The organism is Acinetobacter sp. NBRC 110496 (assembly GCF_000876115.1).
GTDB lineage: Bacteria > Pseudomonadota > Gammaproteobacteria > Pseudomonadales > Moraxellaceae > Acinetobacter.
In genome coordinates this window covers 1-16135 of record NZ_BBTF01000016.1, presented here as the reverse complement: position 1 = coordinate 16135, position 16135 = coordinate 1, and the positions used below count along the sequence as shown (strand labels likewise).

Below are 16135 nucleotides of genomic sequence, written 5' to 3'. Positions count from 1 at the left end.
AGATCCTTAAACGTATAGCTGTTCTAGGCGAGTATGCGCACGAGCAATCGCAGCTTCGACTTGTTTTGGTGAGGTACCACCAATGTGATCGCGGGCGTTGACAGAAGCTTCTAGCGTGAGTGCTTTATCAAAAACATCTGCTGTAATTAAATCAGAGAATTGTTGGAGTTGTTCGAGGGTGAGTTCAGATAGATCTTTTTCTTCTGCCACGCCTAAAGCCACTGCTTTACCGACAATTTCATGCGCATCACGGAATGCAACACCTTTTTTCACAAGGTAGTCGGCCAGATCAGTTGCGGTGGAGAAGCCACGCAACGCGGCTTCACGCATGATTTCGATATTTGGAACCAAAGCAGGCACCATATCGGCAAAGGCCATCAATGAACCACGAACGGTATCAATTGCATCAAACAAAGGTTCTTTGTCTTCCTGATTGTCTTTATTGTATGCCAAAGGTTGACCTTTCATGAGGGTCAATAGGCTGATTAAGTCACCAAATACACGGCCTGACTTACCACGAACCAGTTCTGGAACATCTGGATTTTTCTTCTGTGGCATGATGGATGAGCCGGTGCAGAAGCGATCTGGAATGTTGACGAATTTGAATTGAGCTGAAGTCCATAGAATCAGTTCTTCTGACATGCGTGATAAATGCATCATGATTAAAGACGCCGCTGCGTTAAATTCAATGGCAAAATCACGATCTGAGACCGCATCCAGCGAGTTTTCTGAAACGGCTTCAAAACCCAGTAATTCTGCAGTATAGGCGCGATCAATCGGATAGGTGGTGCCTGCCAATGCCGCTGAGCCGAGCGGCATACGATTGACACGTTTACGACAGTCTTGCAAACGCTCAGTGTCGCGCACTAACATTTCAAACCATGCCAATAAATGATGGCCGAAAGTGACGGGTTGGGCAGTTTGTAAATGGGTAAAGCCGGGCATGATGGTGTTGGTATTGTTGCTGGCTAAGCTGAGTAAGCCTTTTTGTAAGCGAAGTAATAAGCCTAGGATGTCATCGATCTCATCGCGTAAATATAAACGGATATCAGTGGCAACCTGGTCGTTACGGCTACGGCCCGTATGTAATTTTTTCCCTGTAATGCCAATTCGTTGAGTCAAACGAGACTCAATGTTCATATGTACGTCTTCTAAATCAATGCGCCATTCGAAATTGCCTGCTTCGATTTCTGCTTTAATCGTGCTTAAACCTTGGATAATGTCGTCACGTTCAGCTTCAGTCAGCACTCCGACTTTAGCAAGCATGGTGGCATGTGCAATCGAACCTGCAATATCTTGTTTATAAAAACGTTGGTCAAATTGCACAGATGCGGTAAATTCTGCAACAAAAGCATCAGTTGCTTCAGAGAAGCGACCGCCCCACATTCCAGAGGTTTGATTCGGGCTGGCTGAAGAAGAGGATTGAGAAGATGTGGTCATGGCGGCTCAGCAAAATAAAAAAGAGTATAGCAAATCCAAACGCAGTTGCCGAAACTCGACGTAAGAAGTTATCGCAAACTCGTCAGGGGGGAAATCCATCAGGCTCCTATTTTTTTACGAAAATTGGGCAATGGCAACACTTATTAGAATTAATTGTTGCCAGTAATGTTCTGGCGATGGTACTGGCATTGGCGGAAGCAAGGTCGTGGCAGGCTTTGGAGGGTGTTCGTGTCTTGCAATATATGTTTTTTATTAACTGGGTGATTTTATCATTTTCGGCATTGGTCGATTATTTTCAGGACTTCTTTGCCAAGTTTAGTCAAAAGGTCGCTCTGGTTCTGGGTTTTATTCTGCTGCAACTGATTGTCCTGTTCACCACCTGTGTTGTGAATATTCTGCAATATTGGGTCACACGTTCTGGAGCATTTTCTGAAGAGATTTTATTTCAGGGCACCAGCTTGCACTTAGGTTATGGGGTGTTGCTGGGTGCTTTCTGCATGCGCTATTTATACATGCGTGAGCAGTGGATGAATCAGCAATATAGCGAGTTGAATGCCCGAATTCAGGCAATGCAGGCACGTATTCATCCACATTTTTTGTTTAATAGTTTAAATAGTGTGGTGAGTTTAATCACGATTGACCCTGATAAAGCCGAAAATATGCTGATCAACTTATCCCGGCTGTTTAGAGCCAGTTTTCAGGAACTGAAGCTGGTGAGTCTGGCCGAGGAAATTGATTTGTGTCAGCACTATTTAAGTATAGAAAAAATGCGTTTAGGCGCGCGTTTAAATGTAGAATGGAATATACAGGCAACTCCCATCGAATTAAAACGGGTCACGATCCCACTATTAACATTGCAACCTTTGCTTGAGAATAGTATTTTTCATGGAGTGGAAAAAGTTTTGCAGCCTTCAACCATTAGCGTATTGGTTGAAATATTGCAAAATCAAGTCAGTATAGTCATTACTAACCCTTATTCTCACGATACAATAAAATCGAGAAAAGGAAATGGTATTGCGATCGAGAATGTGGAGCAGCGCTTGAAGGCCTATTATGGGCAAACGGTCAAGTTTCAGATTTACGGGGGAGTGTCGTTATATACGACGGTGGTGAATTACCACTATCAAGTAAAATAATAAGTCCGGTTAACCATAAAAATGATGGATGAAGTTAACGGTGACAAGGAGAAGAGGATGAGAGTTCTGATTGCTGATGATGAGCCTCTCGCAGTAGAGCGGTTGTCACGTTTGGTGACCCAAATGGGACATGAAGTCATTGCGACGGCGCATCATGGTCAGGATGTGCTAAATCATATTGAAAATGACTCACCTGATGTCGTTTTATTAGATATTCAAATGCCTGGCATGAATGGTTTGGAATGCGCTGAACAACTCAGTCAGCTCAATCCTCGCCCTGCCATTATTTTTTGTACGGCATATGATCAACATGCATTGGAAGCATTTAAATTTCAAGCACAAGGATATTTACTGAAACCTGTTGCACTACAAGACTTACAACAGGTGTTTAATCATTTAACCCAACTTACACAAGCACAAATGACTGGTTTACAACAACAAGACGATATGTACGAGACCAAGGCTCAACGCCATCAAATTGCTGCGAAAACTTATCGCGGGGTAGAACTGATTCCATTGGAAAATGTTTATTACTTTTTAGCAGACCAAAAATATGTCACTGTGCGTCATAAAAATGGCAGTGTATTGATTGATGAAACACTAAAAGATTTAGAGCATGAATTTGCAGATCGCTTTATTCGGATTCATCGTAATGCGTTGGTCTCGCTTGATTATCTGGAAGGCTTGGAACTGGTTGCAGCAGGACAGTATCAGGTACGTTTACGTGAACTGGAAGAACGCTTGTCGGTTAGTCGTCGCCATTTGCCAAGTTTAAGAGAGTGTATGCACCAATTGTAAATCGTGCTATTCCGGTGAATGAATCAGCACATTATGATTTTTTACTTGCAATTTTAGGCGAGCAAGTTAAGTTGGGAGCAATTGCTTTGATCCAGACCTCACTTGAATTTATGAAAACCTTAAAAATTGCCACCCGCCAAAGTCCGCTTGCATTGTGGCAGGCTGAGCATATTCGCGCTCGTTTAAATGCGCTTTATCCGGATTTAACGGTAGAGCTGGTTAAGTTTGTGACACAGGGTGACAAGATTCTGGATACACCATTGGCAAAAATTGGTGGTAAGGGATTGTTTGTCAAAGAACTAGAAGCTGCCTTGCTGGATGGTCGTGCAGATTTGGCGGTGCATTCGATGAAAGATGTACCCATGCACTTGCCAGAAGGACTAACTTTGGCTGTGATCTGTGAACGAGAAGATCCGTTGGATGCATTTGTTTCCAATCGCTATCAGCATTTTGATGAGCTGCCGCAAGGAGCTAAGGTTGGCACTTCAAGCCTGCGTCGTAAATGTCAGATTTTACAGCAGCGTCCAGATTTAGAAATTATCGATTTACGCGGTAATGTGGGGACGCGTTTATCTAAGCTGGATGATGGTTTATACGATGCCATTATTTTAGCCAGCGCAGGTCTAAAACGTTTAGGTTTGGCTGACCGTATTCGTCATTGTTTAGCACCCGTATTGAGCTTGCCTGCGGTGGGTCAAGGCGCACTTGGCCTAGAATGCCGTGCAGATGATGGAGCACTATTAGAATTGATCCAGCCCTTACAACATGCAGAAACGTCGATCTGTGTCCGTGCAGAACGTGCCTTTAATGCCTATCTAGAAGGTGGCTGCCAAGTCCCGATAGCAGGTTATGCGACTTTGGTCCATGATCAATTACAGATTGAAGGGCGTGTTGGTAGTGTTGATGGTAAGACTTTGCTGAAAGAGCAATTGGTCGGTACAGCAGCAGATGCTGAACAATTGGGTGAGCAACTTGCACAACGCTTATTGGCGCAGGGTGCAGGGGAATTGCTCAAAGCACTGTATTAATGCTGTTTATCAATACACGACCTGATCAGCGTGCATCTGCTTTAACCCAGGCGCTGGATCAAGCGGGGTATCAGGTCGAAGCCCTACCTTTGCTGGAATTAGTGGCTGAGCCTTTTTCCAATGTTTTACAACAGCTTTATCTGGAGCTGAGCCATGTTCAGGCGGTTGTTGTGGTGAGTCCGACAGCCGTTGATATCGGGATGCGCTATTTACAGCAAGCAGGTATAGCACTGGATCAGCTTAAACATATTCAATGGATTGCGGTTGGGCAAGCGACCGCGCAGGCATTGGCTCGATTTGAGCTACAGAGCTTGGTACCTGAGGTGGAAACCTCAGAGGGGATGTTGCATCTGCCAATTTTAAAACAGCAAACAGATTTAAAGAAAATCGCATTTTGGCGTGGCTTGGGTGGACGACAGTTTATGATGCAACAATTGCAGCAGCGAGGTGTCGAAATCCTGAACTTTGTGCTCTATCATCGGCAATGTCCCAAGCAAAGTGTTGCAGTATTTCCTGAAATTGTAAAAAAAATAAGTTTAAATCAACCTGTTGCTGTGCTGATCAGTAGTGAAGCCAGCTGGAACTATTGGCAGCAATTATGTACTCAGCATCAACTGACTGCCCAGTGGATCTATTTGGTTTTAGGTGCACGTCTGGATCAGTTGGTACGTTGTTCACAACCCGCCACAACGGAAAGCTTTAACATTATTCAGCTTGAAAATTTATCCGCATCAGAGATCATTCAACGCATGAGTGACTGGCAAGGACATGTATGAGAAAAATTGGTTATCTAATATTAGGATTGAGTTTACTGTGGTTGGCTAAGCTCAGTTACGATGTTGCACAATATTCTCAAACGCTTCCTCAGCTTCAACAGCAATTGACTCAAACCGAACAGCGCTATGCCTTATTAAATGATCAGTTGGTAGCGCTACAACGCCAACTGCAAAATAATCATGTAATTGAACCTGCGGATAAAACTTCTACTCCGATGACTGTTGAGGGAATTTCTCCGATTCTTTTAATTAAACAGCAGATGCAGCTGGTTCAATTTGCCTTGGATCAGCAACAAGTTATTTATGCCTTGGAGCAGTTAAATCAGGTTCAGCAGCATGTGCTGCAATATGCAGTTTCTCCTGCCTTGCAAGACAGTTTGATTAAAGCGATTCAGCAGGATAAACAGGCGATTCAGCAATTTGTATTAAGCAGGACTCAACAGCAACAACAGCTGGATCATTTATTGCAGCAGCTGGATCAGAAGATTCAGCAAGACATTCAAAACCCGAAAGTGCGTATTGAAAAGAGTGCAGGTGCTGAATGGTGGCAGTGGTTTAAGTTGGAAAAAGTACAACGTTCTACCCCAGATTTAATGAGTCGTAAAATTATCTTAAAAGAGGCTCAATTGCGGTTGTTACTCGCATCACAAGCATTGCAGCAGGGGCAATTTGCGGACTACCAGAAATCAGTTCAAGAAGTCATCCAGTTACTTGCTGAATTACCTGATCAGAATAGCCAGCAAATAAAATTACGTTTAGAGAAAATCTTAAATCAGCAAGCTGTACCAACACCGAAATTAACTAGCTTAGGTTTGTTGGGATAATTGCTTATGAAACAGTTAATGTTGATTTATTTGCTTGTTGGATTGGTATTATTTGCACTCTTTTCAGTCTTGAGTTATGGCTTTGGCAGTGGGTACGTTTATATCTATTGGCGAGAATGGCAGTTCCAAAGTAATGTCTTGGGGCTACTCGCTTTATTGATTTTTATAAGTTTATTGGCACAACTCATCGCGCTGATGAGCAAGCGATATTGGACACGTGAACAGCGGAAAAAAGAAACCATTCTCCATTTTAAAGACCTGCATCCATATGAGCAGTTAGGCATCGTCTGGTTATTGGAGGCTGCAAAAGATCAGCAGGTTTTTATTGAGCGTGTGTTTACTCAATCTGGATTACTCAGCAATATTATTGACGCGCAATTTGATTATAAAAATGGTGATTATGAAGCTGCCTTGCAGAACTTGGAAAAATCAGCGCCGATGGCATTTGAATTAGCTGAACTGCAACGTATTGATATTTTTCTTGAGCAGAAAGAAACTGAAAAAGCACTGACCCATTTGGAGTTTCTTGCACAGCACCAACTTTCGCCGTGGTTAATCGAAATTGAAACAGCGTATCAACAGCGTATTACTGCATTATGGGGCAAACTTGCTTTGCAAGAACCATGGCTATTTCTACAAACCACGCAATATGGCCTGCTCGATGCTGAACATCGTGATTTATGGTTGCAGCAGTTATTGATTCGATTTGATCAGGCTACAGTAGATGATCTTGCGGCATTGCAGCAACGTTATCTGGTTTTACAAGATGAGATCCAGTCTCGCCCATATAGCAGTAAGGTACTTTGGCTTAAATTACTGGCCCGTATGCCTGAAATGAGTGTGCAGCATGAAGATCTGGCTTTACATCTCTTGCAAGATCAATTTGATCCTGAGGTGTTTTATCTTTGGTTCCAGCAACAATTGTTAAAGCAGATTCCCGATTATAGTTATGTTGAACAACGTATTATTCAGCTGGAGCAGCGCTATACCAGCGTGCCAATGCTGACCTTTGCACAGTGGCATATTTATATGGCGACACAGCGTCAGGCAGAGGCGGAACAACTATTAAACTTATATCCTGATAATATATTAATGAGCTATTTAAGAATCAAGTCGATGCTGGGTGATAATCAGGACTTAATCAAGCAGTTAAATTTAATATTTGAAAATGATGTGAATTTTCTTAATTTCAAGATATGAGTGTGAAAATGAAGGAACTGTCTGTCTATCCGGTTATCCATAAGCAAACGGTGGCTTGGGGGGATATGGATGCTTTTGGCCATGTAAATAACGTGCAATATTATCGTTATATGGAGAGTGCGAGAATTAGTTATTTAATGGCATTGAATATCTTTGATCTAGAGATATTGACGGTGGTCGCATCCAGTCAATGTAAATATTTGAAACCCGTATTTTATCCAGATGTGCTACATATTGGTGCGCGAATTGAAGAACTCAGAAATAGTGCTTTTCGTATGCATTATGTTCTCTGGAGTGAAACACAAAACCAAATAGTAGCCACGGGTGAAGCTGTTATGGTTTGTGTAGATAAAGTGACAGCAACAAAACTGAATATTCCTGATCTAATCAGACGGAGAATAATTGAATTAGAGCAAGGAGTCGGGCATTCTCTAATATCTCATTAATTATTATAAAGACGATTATGTCTACTTTTGTTTGATTATATAGAAAATTTATATAATAAGGTTCAAATTGCTCATTTGTAAAAGGGGCGGAATTGAACCAGATTTTTTGCTAATGAAATTAGAATTTTTTAGATAAAATTAAGATTAAATTAATATAAAACGTGTTGATTGCTCTGCTTTGTTTCAATTTTATAAAATATGTTTTTATATAGCAGACCACTTTTTTTGTTTTATTGTAAATAAAATGCCATTTTGTACGGTATATACGATTAAGTGGGTTATTCTTATATTGATTATTTAATCATTTATAAATTAATATTGAATCGAATTTCAAATTCATTTTATTTTTCGAGTGATATATTTCCCCTATTAAGTTGGAGTGGTTCTAATGAAGCCAGATATTAGCGATTTATCTGTAGAAGATTTAAAACGTTTACAAGCAGAAGCAGAAGCTTTGATTGCAAGCAAAAAAGATCAAGCCATTGAAGATGCATATAATCAAATTATCGCGATTGCAGATGCGATTGGTTATAGCGTTGAAGAATTATTGGAAGTGGGTGAGCAAAAGCGTAAGAAAACAACGCGTAAAGCAGTAGAGCCACGTTACCGTAATAAGAGCAATACTGAAGAGACTTGGACTGGTCGTGGTAAACAACCACGCTGGTTAGTTGCAGAATTAGAAAAAGGTGCAAAACTTGAAGATTTCCTAATCTAAGCAAGTTTTAAAGTCATCGTTTTGTCATACGATGACTTTATCCTTTATCAAAAGCCAGGCTTAAAAAGCTTGGTTTTTTTATATGAGAGAATTGGCGATGTTGAAAAAGTATGCATAATGTCATTCAGGGGGCAATTGTCTCAAAAAGGATGATATTTGTATGTTGGTAAGGGTGGAATGAAGAAAAAAACCAAGCAATGGAGATGGTGGATTTTCGCCATTTTTGCATTTTTAATTTTTATTATTTTACAAATTCCAGCAACATGGTTAATTGCGAAATTTTCAAAAGATAATCAAATATTACATAATGTCAGCGGTAACATCTGGCAGGGGCAAGCTGACTGGCAACGTGGCCAATTGCGTGGTTCAGTACACTGGAAAACCCGTCCGCTTGATTTACTTTTACTACGTGTTGGTGCAAATCTCGATATTCATAGTGGTAATACCCAATTCAATGGCGTTTTTGCTTACGGTCTTGGCAAAAAAATCATGATTAAAGATCTGCAAGGAAAAATTTCGCCTGAAACCCTAAAATATTTTGCCAACTGGCAGTGGCCTGAAAACTCAATCCAGCTGAAAGACGTACAATTGAATTACCAAAAAGAAAAAGGCTTTAGCGCGACAGAAGGTCAATTGAATTGGGGAGGCGGTGCGTTGGCCTATACTTTTGGTCAGCGTCAAGATCGGATGAATATGCCTTCCTTGGCGGCTAGCCTTAAAGATGATAATGGGCAATTACAAATCGATGTTCGTGATCAACGCAGTCAGAAAATGGCGAATCTTAGCCTAGACGCCAACCTGATGCTGGATGTACAACTGACCCAGCGGATGTTGTTAAATATTCCATCTTATGAAGGTAAGGCGGGCTTAGACACTTATGTGATCAGTTCGCGGCAACCTTTGTTGCAAGGTGGTTTCTGATGAAAGCAATCACTGAAAAAATACAACAGTTGCGTTGGCAAAAACTGGATAAGCTCGGTGGCGTGGTTCTGGCATTATTGATTTTATGGCTGTGCTGGAAGCTGGCTTCATTATTCTGGTGGGTGGTTGCACCACCACAACCGATGCAATTTGACCGGGTTGAATTAGGCTCGCAGCAGGCCCAAGTGCCTAATATCAGTTCTTTTGCTTTATTTAATGAACCTGCAGCAACTTCAGCCGATGATAATCTCAATCTGGAACTGCAAGGTGTATTGCTGGGTCAACCCAATTACCTATCTTCTGCCGTGATTAAGTTGAATGATACAGCTGAACGCTACCGCGTTGGAGAAACAGTGGGTTCAACTTCATATCAACTGGCAGAAGTGTACTGGGATCATGTGGTTTTGAAGCAAGGCAATGGTGCAACCCGAGAAGTTAAATTTAAGGGCTTGGATAAAGGCTTATATCAACCAGTTGAACCCGTACTGAATAATCGTAATGGTGTAATACCTCCGCCTACGCCAGCACCACAGAGCCAGAGTTCTCCTCAATCTGCGCTTGGGCAGGCGATTCAACAAATACAAGATAATCGAGAGCAATATCTGAAAAATATGGGGGTCAGTGGTGGTGGTGCCGATGGCTATGAAATATCAGACAAGACGCCTTCGAATTTAAAAAATACCTTGGGTTTGCGTGCTGGTGATCGTATTCTATCGATCAATGGTCAAACTGTCGGGCAGGGACTCAACGAAGTACAATTATTAGAGCAAGTACGTCGTGAAGGGCATGCCAAAATAGAAATAAAACGTGGTGATCAAGTGATGACCATACAACAAAGTTTTTAGTGATCATACGTCACACATCAGTTAGGAATAAGTGCAGGTTATGGCTGTTTTAAATCATCAACGTCCACTTTGGGCATTACTTGCCGCAGCACCTTTGATTGCGACAGTGAGTACCCATGTGCAAGCACAAACATGGAAGATCAATCTACGTGATGCAGACTTAACCGCATTCATTAATGAAGTTGCGGATATTACAGGCAAGAACTTTGCGGTTGACCCACGTGTACGCGGCAATGTCACGGTTATTTCCAACAAGCCGCTGAATAAAGATGAAGTGTATGACCTATTTTTAGGCGTGCTCAATGTTAATGGTGTGGTGGCACTCCCTTCAGGCAACACGGTTAAGCTGGTACCAGACAGTAATGCCAAGAACTCCGGGATTCCTTACGATGCACGCAGTCGTGCCGGTGGTGATCAAATTGTGACTCGGGTGATCTGGTTGCAAAATACCAATCCGAATGACCTGATTCCCGCTTTACGCCCATTAATGCCACAATTTGCACATTTGGCGGCGGTTGCGGGAACCAATGCTTTAATTGTTTCTGATCGCGCAACCAATATCTATCAGCTTGAAAATATCGTGCGTAATCTGGATGGTACGGGTCAAAATGATATTGAAGCGATTAGTTTGCAGTCGAGTCAAGCTGAAGAAATTATTGGCTTGTTGGAGACCATGAGTGCAACGGGTGCATCGAAAGACTTTATTGGCTCGCGGGTGCGGATTATTGCTGATAATCGAACCAATCGGATTCTGATCAAAGGTGACCCAGACTCACGGAAACGTTTGCGTCAAATGATTGAAATGCTGGATGTACCCTCCGCAGATCGGTTGGGTGGTCTTAAAGTTTATCGTTTGAAATATGCGAGTGCAAAAAACTTAGCCGAGATTTTACAAGGTTTAGTAACAGGACAATCTGCATCTTCGTCATCTACATCAAATAGTACCAATCGACCAAATTCGGTGAGTAATCTGATGTCGAATAATCAGAACTCCAGTTCATCAACAGGTTCATCGGTTTCTACCCCGTCAATTAACTTAAACAGCAATTCCAACAATAGCCAAAACTCAAGTATTACCAGTTTTAATCAAGGTGGCGTGAGTATTATTGCAGATCCTGCACAAAATGCTTTGGTGGTCAAAGCTGATCCGCAGTTGATGCGGGAAATCGATGCGGCAATTCAGCAATTAGATACGCGTCGTCAGCAGGTATTAATCGAGGCTGCAATTATGGAGGTGACGGGTGATGATGCGGATCAACTCGGTGTGCAGTGGGCTTTGGGTGACCTGAGTAGTGGCATTGGTTTACTGAGTTTTAGCAATGTAGGTGCAAGCCTGTCTAAAATTGCCGCTGGTTATTTAACCGGTGGGGCAGCAGGTGCAGCAGGCGTGCTTGGAAGCACGAATGGGGGCACTGGGAGTGGCGCAAGTTTCGCGGTCGGTGACTTTAGTAATCCGCGACGTGCATACGGTGCCTTAATTCAGGCTTTAAAGACCAATACCAAATCCAATCTATTGTCTTCTCCATCGATTGTGACCATGGATAATGAAGAAGCCTATATTGTTGTTGGTCAAAACGTTCCCTTTGTAACGGGTTCTGTGGCAACGACAGGGAACAGTACGGTTAACCCTTATACGACGGTTGAACGTAAAGATGTCGGGGTGACTTTAAAGGTCATTCCGCATATTGGTGAAGGGGGATCTGTACGTTTAGAAGTCGAACAAGAAGTTTCCAATGTACAAAGCAATAAAGGTCAAGCTGCCGATTTGGTGACCAGCAAACGTGCGATTAAAACCTCAGTTTTGGCTGATCATGGTCAAACAGTGGTTTTGGGGGGGCTAATTTCGGATGATACGGAACAATCTCGTCAGAGCCTGCCACTGTTAGGGGATATTCCTTATCTAGGTCGCCTATTTAGTTCAAATACAAGAAGTAATGTAAAACGTAATCTTTTGGTTTTCATCCACCCTTCAATTGTGGGGGATGCTGATGATGTGCGTCGTATTTCGCAACAACGTTATAATCAACTCTATAGTTTGCAGCTTTCAATGGATAAGAATGGTAATTTTGCCAAGTTACCAGAGAATGTTGAAGATATTTATAATCGACAAGCACCTGTGGTCAATTCTCCTTATCAAAAGGTTCCAACTGCGACGCAGGGTAAAGCGGTGGTGGTGACCACACCAGTTGCTGTTGAAGCACCCCAAGTGCAACAGCGAACAGTGCAATTACCAGTCAAGGAAACCGAGCGCAGTAAAAATACCGTGACCACAACGACGATCCGACCCGCCTCTTCACAGTAGATGCACAGAAGCGCTTATGTCACAATGTTATGATTGCAAGAAATTATATAAGGATATGCATCTATGACTTGGAAATTGCAAGCCATTACAGGTGAATTTACGGGGCAAGAACTGAGTGTCGAACGTGACATGTTGGTGGGCAGACATCAAGATGCGGATATTTTGCTACAGTCAGCAGATATTTCGCGTCGCCATGCGGCGTTATTGCTGAAAGATCAGCAGTTATGGGTACAAGACCTGAACTCGTCGAATGGTACATTTATTAATGATACGCGTGTTGAGCAGGAAACTGAGCTACACGATGGCGATATTCTGCAGTTTGCCAGTTTTGTCTTTTCAGTACTTGCGCCAGCGGTATCTGAAGCTGAATTACCAGAAATCGAGATTGAACCTGTAGCGTCAAATTCTACGGATCAGGGTATGCCAAGTATTGCTGAACGTGCAGTCGAGACGCCGATCACGCGTGATGGAATGCCGCAGCAAGTGGCGATTCCAAAGCCAGCACCAATCCCTGAAGGAATCAATGTACAGGCCGTACCAACACCACAACCTGTGCCGATTGAAGCACCTGTTTCGCGTGTGACTGAGGAAAAAGAGCAGCAGAAGAATGCTTCGGTTGGCCTCATTTCTATTATTGTATTGATCATTTTAGCGGTGATTGCCTGGCTATTCTTTAAATAATTGGGCGAAGCTTTTACAATCAAGGCATGCCCTCCTGGGTGTGCCTTTTTCATTTCTGGGGTCTAAAGGATGTCTGTTGCACAGTTACAACACCGTAGTCTTATTTTATTTGATTTAGACGGAACACTTGTCGATTCCGCTGCTGACTTATATCGCTCTATGAACCTGAGTTTAGAAAAACTGGGTTTGGCGAAGGTGACAGAGGTTCAAGTTCGGGATTGGGTGGGGAAAGGTGCAGCCAAACTGTGTGAGGCTGTGCTAGAACATCAGTTTGGACAAGTTGAGGCTCAACAGCAAGAGCAACTCCTCAGTACATTTGTTGCTGTTTATGCGCAGGAGCTCTGTGTCAATACGCAAATATATGAGGGGGTTTTACCATTTTTAGATTATTGTCAAAAGCATGATATTGCGATGGCCTGTGTAACCAATAAGCCTAAACAGCTGGCAAAAGGGATTCTTGATCTCTTGGCTTTGAGTCCGTATTTTAAAATGGTGATAGGGGGAGATAGTCTTGCTGAACGTAAACCACATCCATTGCCATTGCTACACTGTGTGCAGGCACAGAAGACCACCACAACAGCAACACTGATGATTGGGGATTCAAGTAATGATGTTGAAGCCGCCAGACGTGCAGGTATTGATTGTATTGTGGTCAGCTATGGCTATAATCATGGAGAAAGCATCTATGACTGTCAGCCGCAGCAAGTGGTCGATAGTTTGGCAGAATTGATAGAAGAAGATTTAGTAAGGAGACCAGCATGAAGATGATTATGGTTTTTCGATGGCGGGCTTGAGACAGCACTAAAGAAAAAACGCACAGAAATTAAAAACCATAGAGAAGATTCATGACCACCTTAATACAGTTTGAACAATTAAAAGCTACAGGCTATAACACCATTCCTGTCTATCGCCAACGTTTGGCCGATACTGAAACGCCACTTTCTGTTTTTGCACGTTTTAAACACCACAAGCAAGCCTATCTATTTGAGTCGGTTGAAGGGGGAGAAAACTGGGCGCGCTATTCCATGATCGGTTTGGGTGAGTCTACCGTTTTTTCCTGTAATGCCGGTGTGCTCACGGTGCAGCAGGCAGATGGTTCGGTGAGTCAACAGGCGTGTGCCGATCCCTTTAATTATATCCGTGAGTTTCAAAGCCAGTTTAAAGTCCCTACGCAAGTTGAGTTGCCTGATTTACCAAGCTTTACTGGAGGATTGGTGGGTTATTTAGGCTATGACGCTGTACGTTATATTGAGCCAAAACTGAAAAACGTGCCTGCTGCTGATCCTGTAACATTGCCAGATCTTTGGCTAATGCTCTCTCAAACTGTGATTGTGTTTGATAATTTAAAAGATACTTTATTTCTCATTCATCATGCCGATGCCAATCAGCCTGATGCCTATGCTCAAGCCCAGCAAAAGCTGGATCAACTGGAGCAATTATTGGCAACACCTGTGAGTTTGCAGGCAAAACCGCACACAGCACCGCATTTTGAGTCCATTACAGGCAAAACAAAATTTCTTGAAACCATTGAAAAGGTCAAAGAATATATCCGTGCAGGGGATGTGATGCAGGTGGTGCCTGGCCAGCGTATGGTGTCTGACTTTGATGGTGAGGCGCTACAGGTGTATCGTGCGTTGCGGCATTTAAATCCATCGCCATATTTATTTCTTGTACAGGGGCAAACCCTGACAGATCAAAAGCCATTCCATATTGTCGGCTCTTCGCCAGAGATTCTGTCTCGCTTGGAAAATGGCATTGCAACGGTTCGCCCGTTGGCGGGAACACGACCACGTGGCAAGACCAAGGAAGAGGATCTTGCCTTAGAACAAGATTTACTGGCAGATGAAAAAGAGATTGCAGAACATCTGATGCTGATTGATCTGGGGCGCAATGATGTTGGACGTGTCTCTAAAATTGGTAAAGTCCAAGTCACTGACCGCATGGTAATCGAGCGTTATTCACACGTCATGCATATTGTCTCCAACGTACAAGGTGAAGTTCGGGATGATGTAGATGCTTTAGATGTATTTAAAGCTACTTTCCCGGCGGGAACACTTTCGGGTGCACCAAAAATTCGGGCCATGGAAATTATTGATGAAGTTGAGCCAGTAAAACGTGGTGTATTTGGTGGGGCAGTTGGATATTTAGGCTGGCATGGCGAAATGGATATGTCGATCGCGATTCGTACCTGTGTTATTCGTGATCAAAAGGTCTACGTGCAGGCTGGAGCAGGGTTGGTTGCAGACTCAAATCCTGAATCTGAGTGGAATGAAACCCAAATAAAAGCTCGCGCAGTGATCAAAGCGGTTGAATTATCGTCAAACGGATTGATTTTATGAGTTTTTAGCAGTTTTTTTAAAAAAAGCACTTGCATCGATTCAGAGTTTTGCTAAACTGCACACCGTTCCGATACGAAACGTACGAAACACTTAGAAAGCGCCGGCATAGCTCAGTTGGTAGAGCAACTGACTTGTAATCAGTAGGTCCACAGTTCGAATCCGTGTGCCGGCACCATCTTAAAAGTGTGGTAGTATAAAGTAGGTGAACAGCACTGTGTAAGTGTGATGTGGTGAGATTCCCGAGCGGCCAAAGGGGGCAGACTGTAACTCTGCTACGAAAGTTTCGAAGGTTCGAATCCTTCTCTCACCACCATTTAACTTCGATAGAAGTGGTCAGTACCAACATGCGGGAGTAACTCAGTTGGTAGAGTGGCAGCCTTCCAAGCTGCATGTCGCGAGTTCGATCCTCGTCTCCCGCTCCATCGAAGATGTCGCTCTTATAGCTCAGTGGTAGAGCACTCCCTTGGTAAGGGAGAGGTCTCGAGTTCAAATCTCGATAAGAGCTCCAGATATACAGCTTAGTGGAATTTCCACAACATTTTAAAGAAGCAGGCTATTATAGTCTGCTTTTCAAGTATTAGGTGTCTAGTTTTTTAGGCGAATGTCGATAAAGAAGGTTTTTCAGGGTTGTTTTTCTCTAAACTGGCGTCGACGTAAACGAGGAAAATCAAAATGGCTAAGGCT

General features: G+C 42.9%; 15 protein-coding genes and 4 tRNA genes. 18 read left to right on the top strand and 1 reads right to left on the bottom strand.

Annotated features, from left to right (window positions below; genetic code table 11):
- Positions 1 to 6 precede the first annotated feature (6 nt).
- The gene (gene argH, locus Aba26S_RS09850; RefSeq protein WP_010589809.1) at positions 7 to 1440 is read right to left on the bottom strand and encodes an argininosuccinate lyase; all 1434 of its coding nucleotides are present in this window, start codon (positions 1438 to 1440) and stop codon (positions 7 to 9) included.
- On the opposite strand from argH, the gene Aba26S_RS09845 reads away from it, so the two are divergent.
- The 18 genes from Aba26S_RS09845 to Aba26S_RS09760 all read left to right on the top strand — a co-directional run bounded on the left by Aba26S_RS09845 (position 1431) and on the right by Aba26S_RS09760 (position 15959).
- Entirely contained in the window at positions 1431 to 2576 is a 1146-nt protein-coding gene (locus Aba26S_RS09845) for a sensor histidine kinase (protein ID WP_005240194.1), read from the top strand. The genes argH and Aba26S_RS09845 overlap by 10 nt on opposite strands.
- A 57-nt stretch (positions 2577 to 2633) precedes the next feature.
- Positions 2634 to 3374, top strand: coding sequence for a LytTR family DNA-binding domain-containing protein (locus tag Aba26S_RS09840; RefSeq protein WP_005240193.1), 741 nt, complete (start codon positions 2634 to 2636; stop codon positions 3372 to 3374).
- Between the two features lie 110 nt (positions 3375 to 3484).
- The gene (hemC, locus tag Aba26S_RS09835; RefSeq protein WP_026040141.1) at positions 3485 to 4402 is read left to right on the top strand and encodes a hydroxymethylbilane synthase; all 918 of its coding nucleotides are present in this window, start codon (positions 3485 to 3487) and stop codon (positions 4400 to 4402) included.
- Positions 4402 to 5178: a uroporphyrinogen-III synthase gene (locus Aba26S_RS09830; RefSeq protein WP_005240189.1), complete on the top strand. Its 777-nt coding sequence runs from the start codon at positions 4402 to 4404 to the stop codon at positions 5176 to 5178. The genes hemC and Aba26S_RS09830 overlap by 1 nt, the downstream gene beginning before the upstream one ends.
- Positions 5175 to 6002, top strand: coding sequence for a hypothetical protein (locus Aba26S_RS09825; RefSeq protein WP_005240187.1), 828 nt, complete (start codon positions 5175 to 5177; stop codon positions 6000 to 6002). The genes Aba26S_RS09830 and Aba26S_RS09825 overlap by 4 nt, the downstream gene beginning before the upstream one ends.
- A 6-nt stretch (positions 6003 to 6008) precedes the next feature.
- Positions 6009 to 7202, top strand: a complete 1194-nt coding sequence (locus Aba26S_RS09820; protein WP_005240185.1) for a hypothetical protein — start codon at positions 6009 to 6011, stop codon at positions 7200 to 7202.
- Between the two features lie 8 nt (positions 7203 to 7210).
- On the top strand, positions 7211 to 7648 hold the full coding sequence (locus Aba26S_RS09815; protein WP_005240183.1) for a thioesterase family protein: 438 nt from the start codon (positions 7211 to 7213) through the stop codon (positions 7646 to 7648).
- Between the two features lie 388 nt (positions 7649 to 8036).
- Positions 8037 to 8363, top strand: coding sequence for an H-NS family nucleoid-associated regulatory protein (locus Aba26S_RS09810; protein ID WP_005240181.1), 327 nt, complete (start codon positions 8037 to 8039; stop codon positions 8361 to 8363).
- A 177-nt stretch (positions 8364 to 8540) separates the two neighbouring features.
- Positions 8541 to 9284, top strand: coding sequence for a type II secretion system protein N (gene gspN / locus Aba26S_RS09805; protein WP_005240180.1), 744 nt, complete (start codon positions 8541 to 8543; stop codon positions 9282 to 9284).
- Complete coding sequence (locus Aba26S_RS09800) at positions 9284 to 10129, top strand: type II secretion system protein N (protein WP_005240178.1); 846 nt, start codon at positions 9284 to 9286, stop codon at positions 10127 to 10129. The genes gspN and Aba26S_RS09800 overlap by 1 nt, the downstream gene beginning before the upstream one ends.
- Before the next feature lie 40 nt (positions 10130 to 10169).
- Positions 10170 to 12431, top strand: coding sequence for a type II secretion system secretin GspD (gene gspD, locus Aba26S_RS09795; protein ID WP_005240176.1), 2262 nt, complete (start codon positions 10170 to 10172; stop codon positions 12429 to 12431).
- Between the two features lie 63 nt (positions 12432 to 12494).
- A complete protein-coding gene (locus Aba26S_RS09790; protein WP_005240174.1) occupies positions 12495 to 13112 on the top strand; it encodes an FHA domain-containing protein in 618 nt (205 codons plus the stop codon).
- Between the two features lie 69 nt (positions 13113 to 13181).
- The gene (locus Aba26S_RS09785) at positions 13182 to 13874 is read left to right on the top strand and encodes a phosphoglycolate phosphatase (protein WP_005240172.1); all 693 of its coding nucleotides are present in this window, start codon (positions 13182 to 13184) and stop codon (positions 13872 to 13874) included.
- Between the two features lie 83 nt (positions 13875 to 13957).
- A complete protein-coding gene (gene trpE / locus Aba26S_RS09780) occupies positions 13958 to 15451 on the top strand; it encodes an anthranilate synthase component I (protein WP_005240171.1) in 1494 nt (497 codons plus the stop codon).
- 99 nt (positions 15452 to 15550) lie between these two features.
- Positions 15551 to 15626: transfer RNA gene (locus Aba26S_RS09775), tRNA-Thr, on the top strand.
- A gap of 54 nt (positions 15627 to 15680) precedes the next feature.
- A tRNA-Tyr gene (locus Aba26S_RS09770) sits at positions 15681 to 15764 on the top strand.
- A gap of 33 nt (positions 15765 to 15797) precedes the next feature.
- Positions 15798 to 15873, top strand: a tRNA-Gly gene (locus Aba26S_RS09765).
- Between the two features lie 11 nt (positions 15874 to 15884).
- A tRNA-Thr gene (locus Aba26S_RS09760) sits at positions 15885 to 15959 on the top strand.
- Positions 15960 to 16135: the final 176 nt, after the last annotated feature.

Excerpts from the sequence above, each read along its gene's own strand:
- Aba26S_RS09845 (WP_005240194.1), top strand. The coding sequence starts at position 1,431 with ATGTGGTCATGGCGGCTCAGCAAAATAAAAAAGAGTATAGCAAATCCA.
- argH (WP_010589809.1), bottom strand. The coding sequence starts at position 1,440 with ATGACCACATCTTCTCAATCCTCTTCTTCAGCCAGCCCGAATCAAACC.
- Aba26S_RS09840 (WP_005240193.1), top strand. The coding sequence starts at position 2,634 with ATGAGAGTTCTGATTGCTGATGATGAGCCTCTCGCAGTAGAGCGGTTG.
- hemC (WP_026040141.1), top strand. The coding sequence starts at position 3,485 with ATGAAAACCTTAAAAATTGCCACCCGCCAAAGTCCGCTTGCATTGTGG.
- Aba26S_RS09830 (WP_005240189.1), top strand. The coding sequence starts at position 4,402 with ATGCTGTTTATCAATACACGACCTGATCAGCGTGCATCTGCTTTAACC.
- Aba26S_RS09825 (WP_005240187.1), top strand. The coding sequence starts at position 5,175 with ATGAGAAAAATTGGTTATCTAATATTAGGATTGAGTTTACTGTGGTTG.
- Aba26S_RS09820 (WP_005240185.1), top strand. The coding sequence starts at position 6,009 with ATGAAACAGTTAATGTTGATTTATTTGCTTGTTGGATTGGTATTATTT.
- Aba26S_RS09815 (WP_005240183.1), top strand. The coding sequence starts at position 7,211 with ATGAAGGAACTGTCTGTCTATCCGGTTATCCATAAGCAAACGGTGGCT.
- Aba26S_RS09810 (WP_005240181.1), top strand. The coding sequence starts at position 8,037 with ATGAAGCCAGATATTAGCGATTTATCTGTAGAAGATTTAAAACGTTTA.
- gspN (WP_005240180.1), top strand. The coding sequence starts at position 8,541 with ATGAAGAAAAAAACCAAGCAATGGAGATGGTGGATTTTCGCCATTTTT.
- Aba26S_RS09800 (WP_005240178.1), top strand. The coding sequence starts at position 9,284 with ATGAAAGCAATCACTGAAAAAATACAACAGTTGCGTTGGCAAAAACTG.
- gspD (WP_005240176.1), top strand. The coding sequence starts at position 10,170 with ATGGCTGTTTTAAATCATCAACGTCCACTTTGGGCATTACTTGCCGCA.
- Aba26S_RS09790 (WP_005240174.1), top strand. The coding sequence starts at position 12,495 with ATGACTTGGAAATTGCAAGCCATTACAGGTGAATTTACGGGGCAAGAA.
- Aba26S_RS09785 (WP_005240172.1), top strand. The coding sequence starts at position 13,182 with ATGTCTGTTGCACAGTTACAACACCGTAGTCTTATTTTATTTGATTTA.
- trpE (WP_005240171.1), top strand. The coding sequence starts at position 13,958 with ATGACCACCTTAATACAGTTTGAACAATTAAAAGCTACAGGCTATAAC.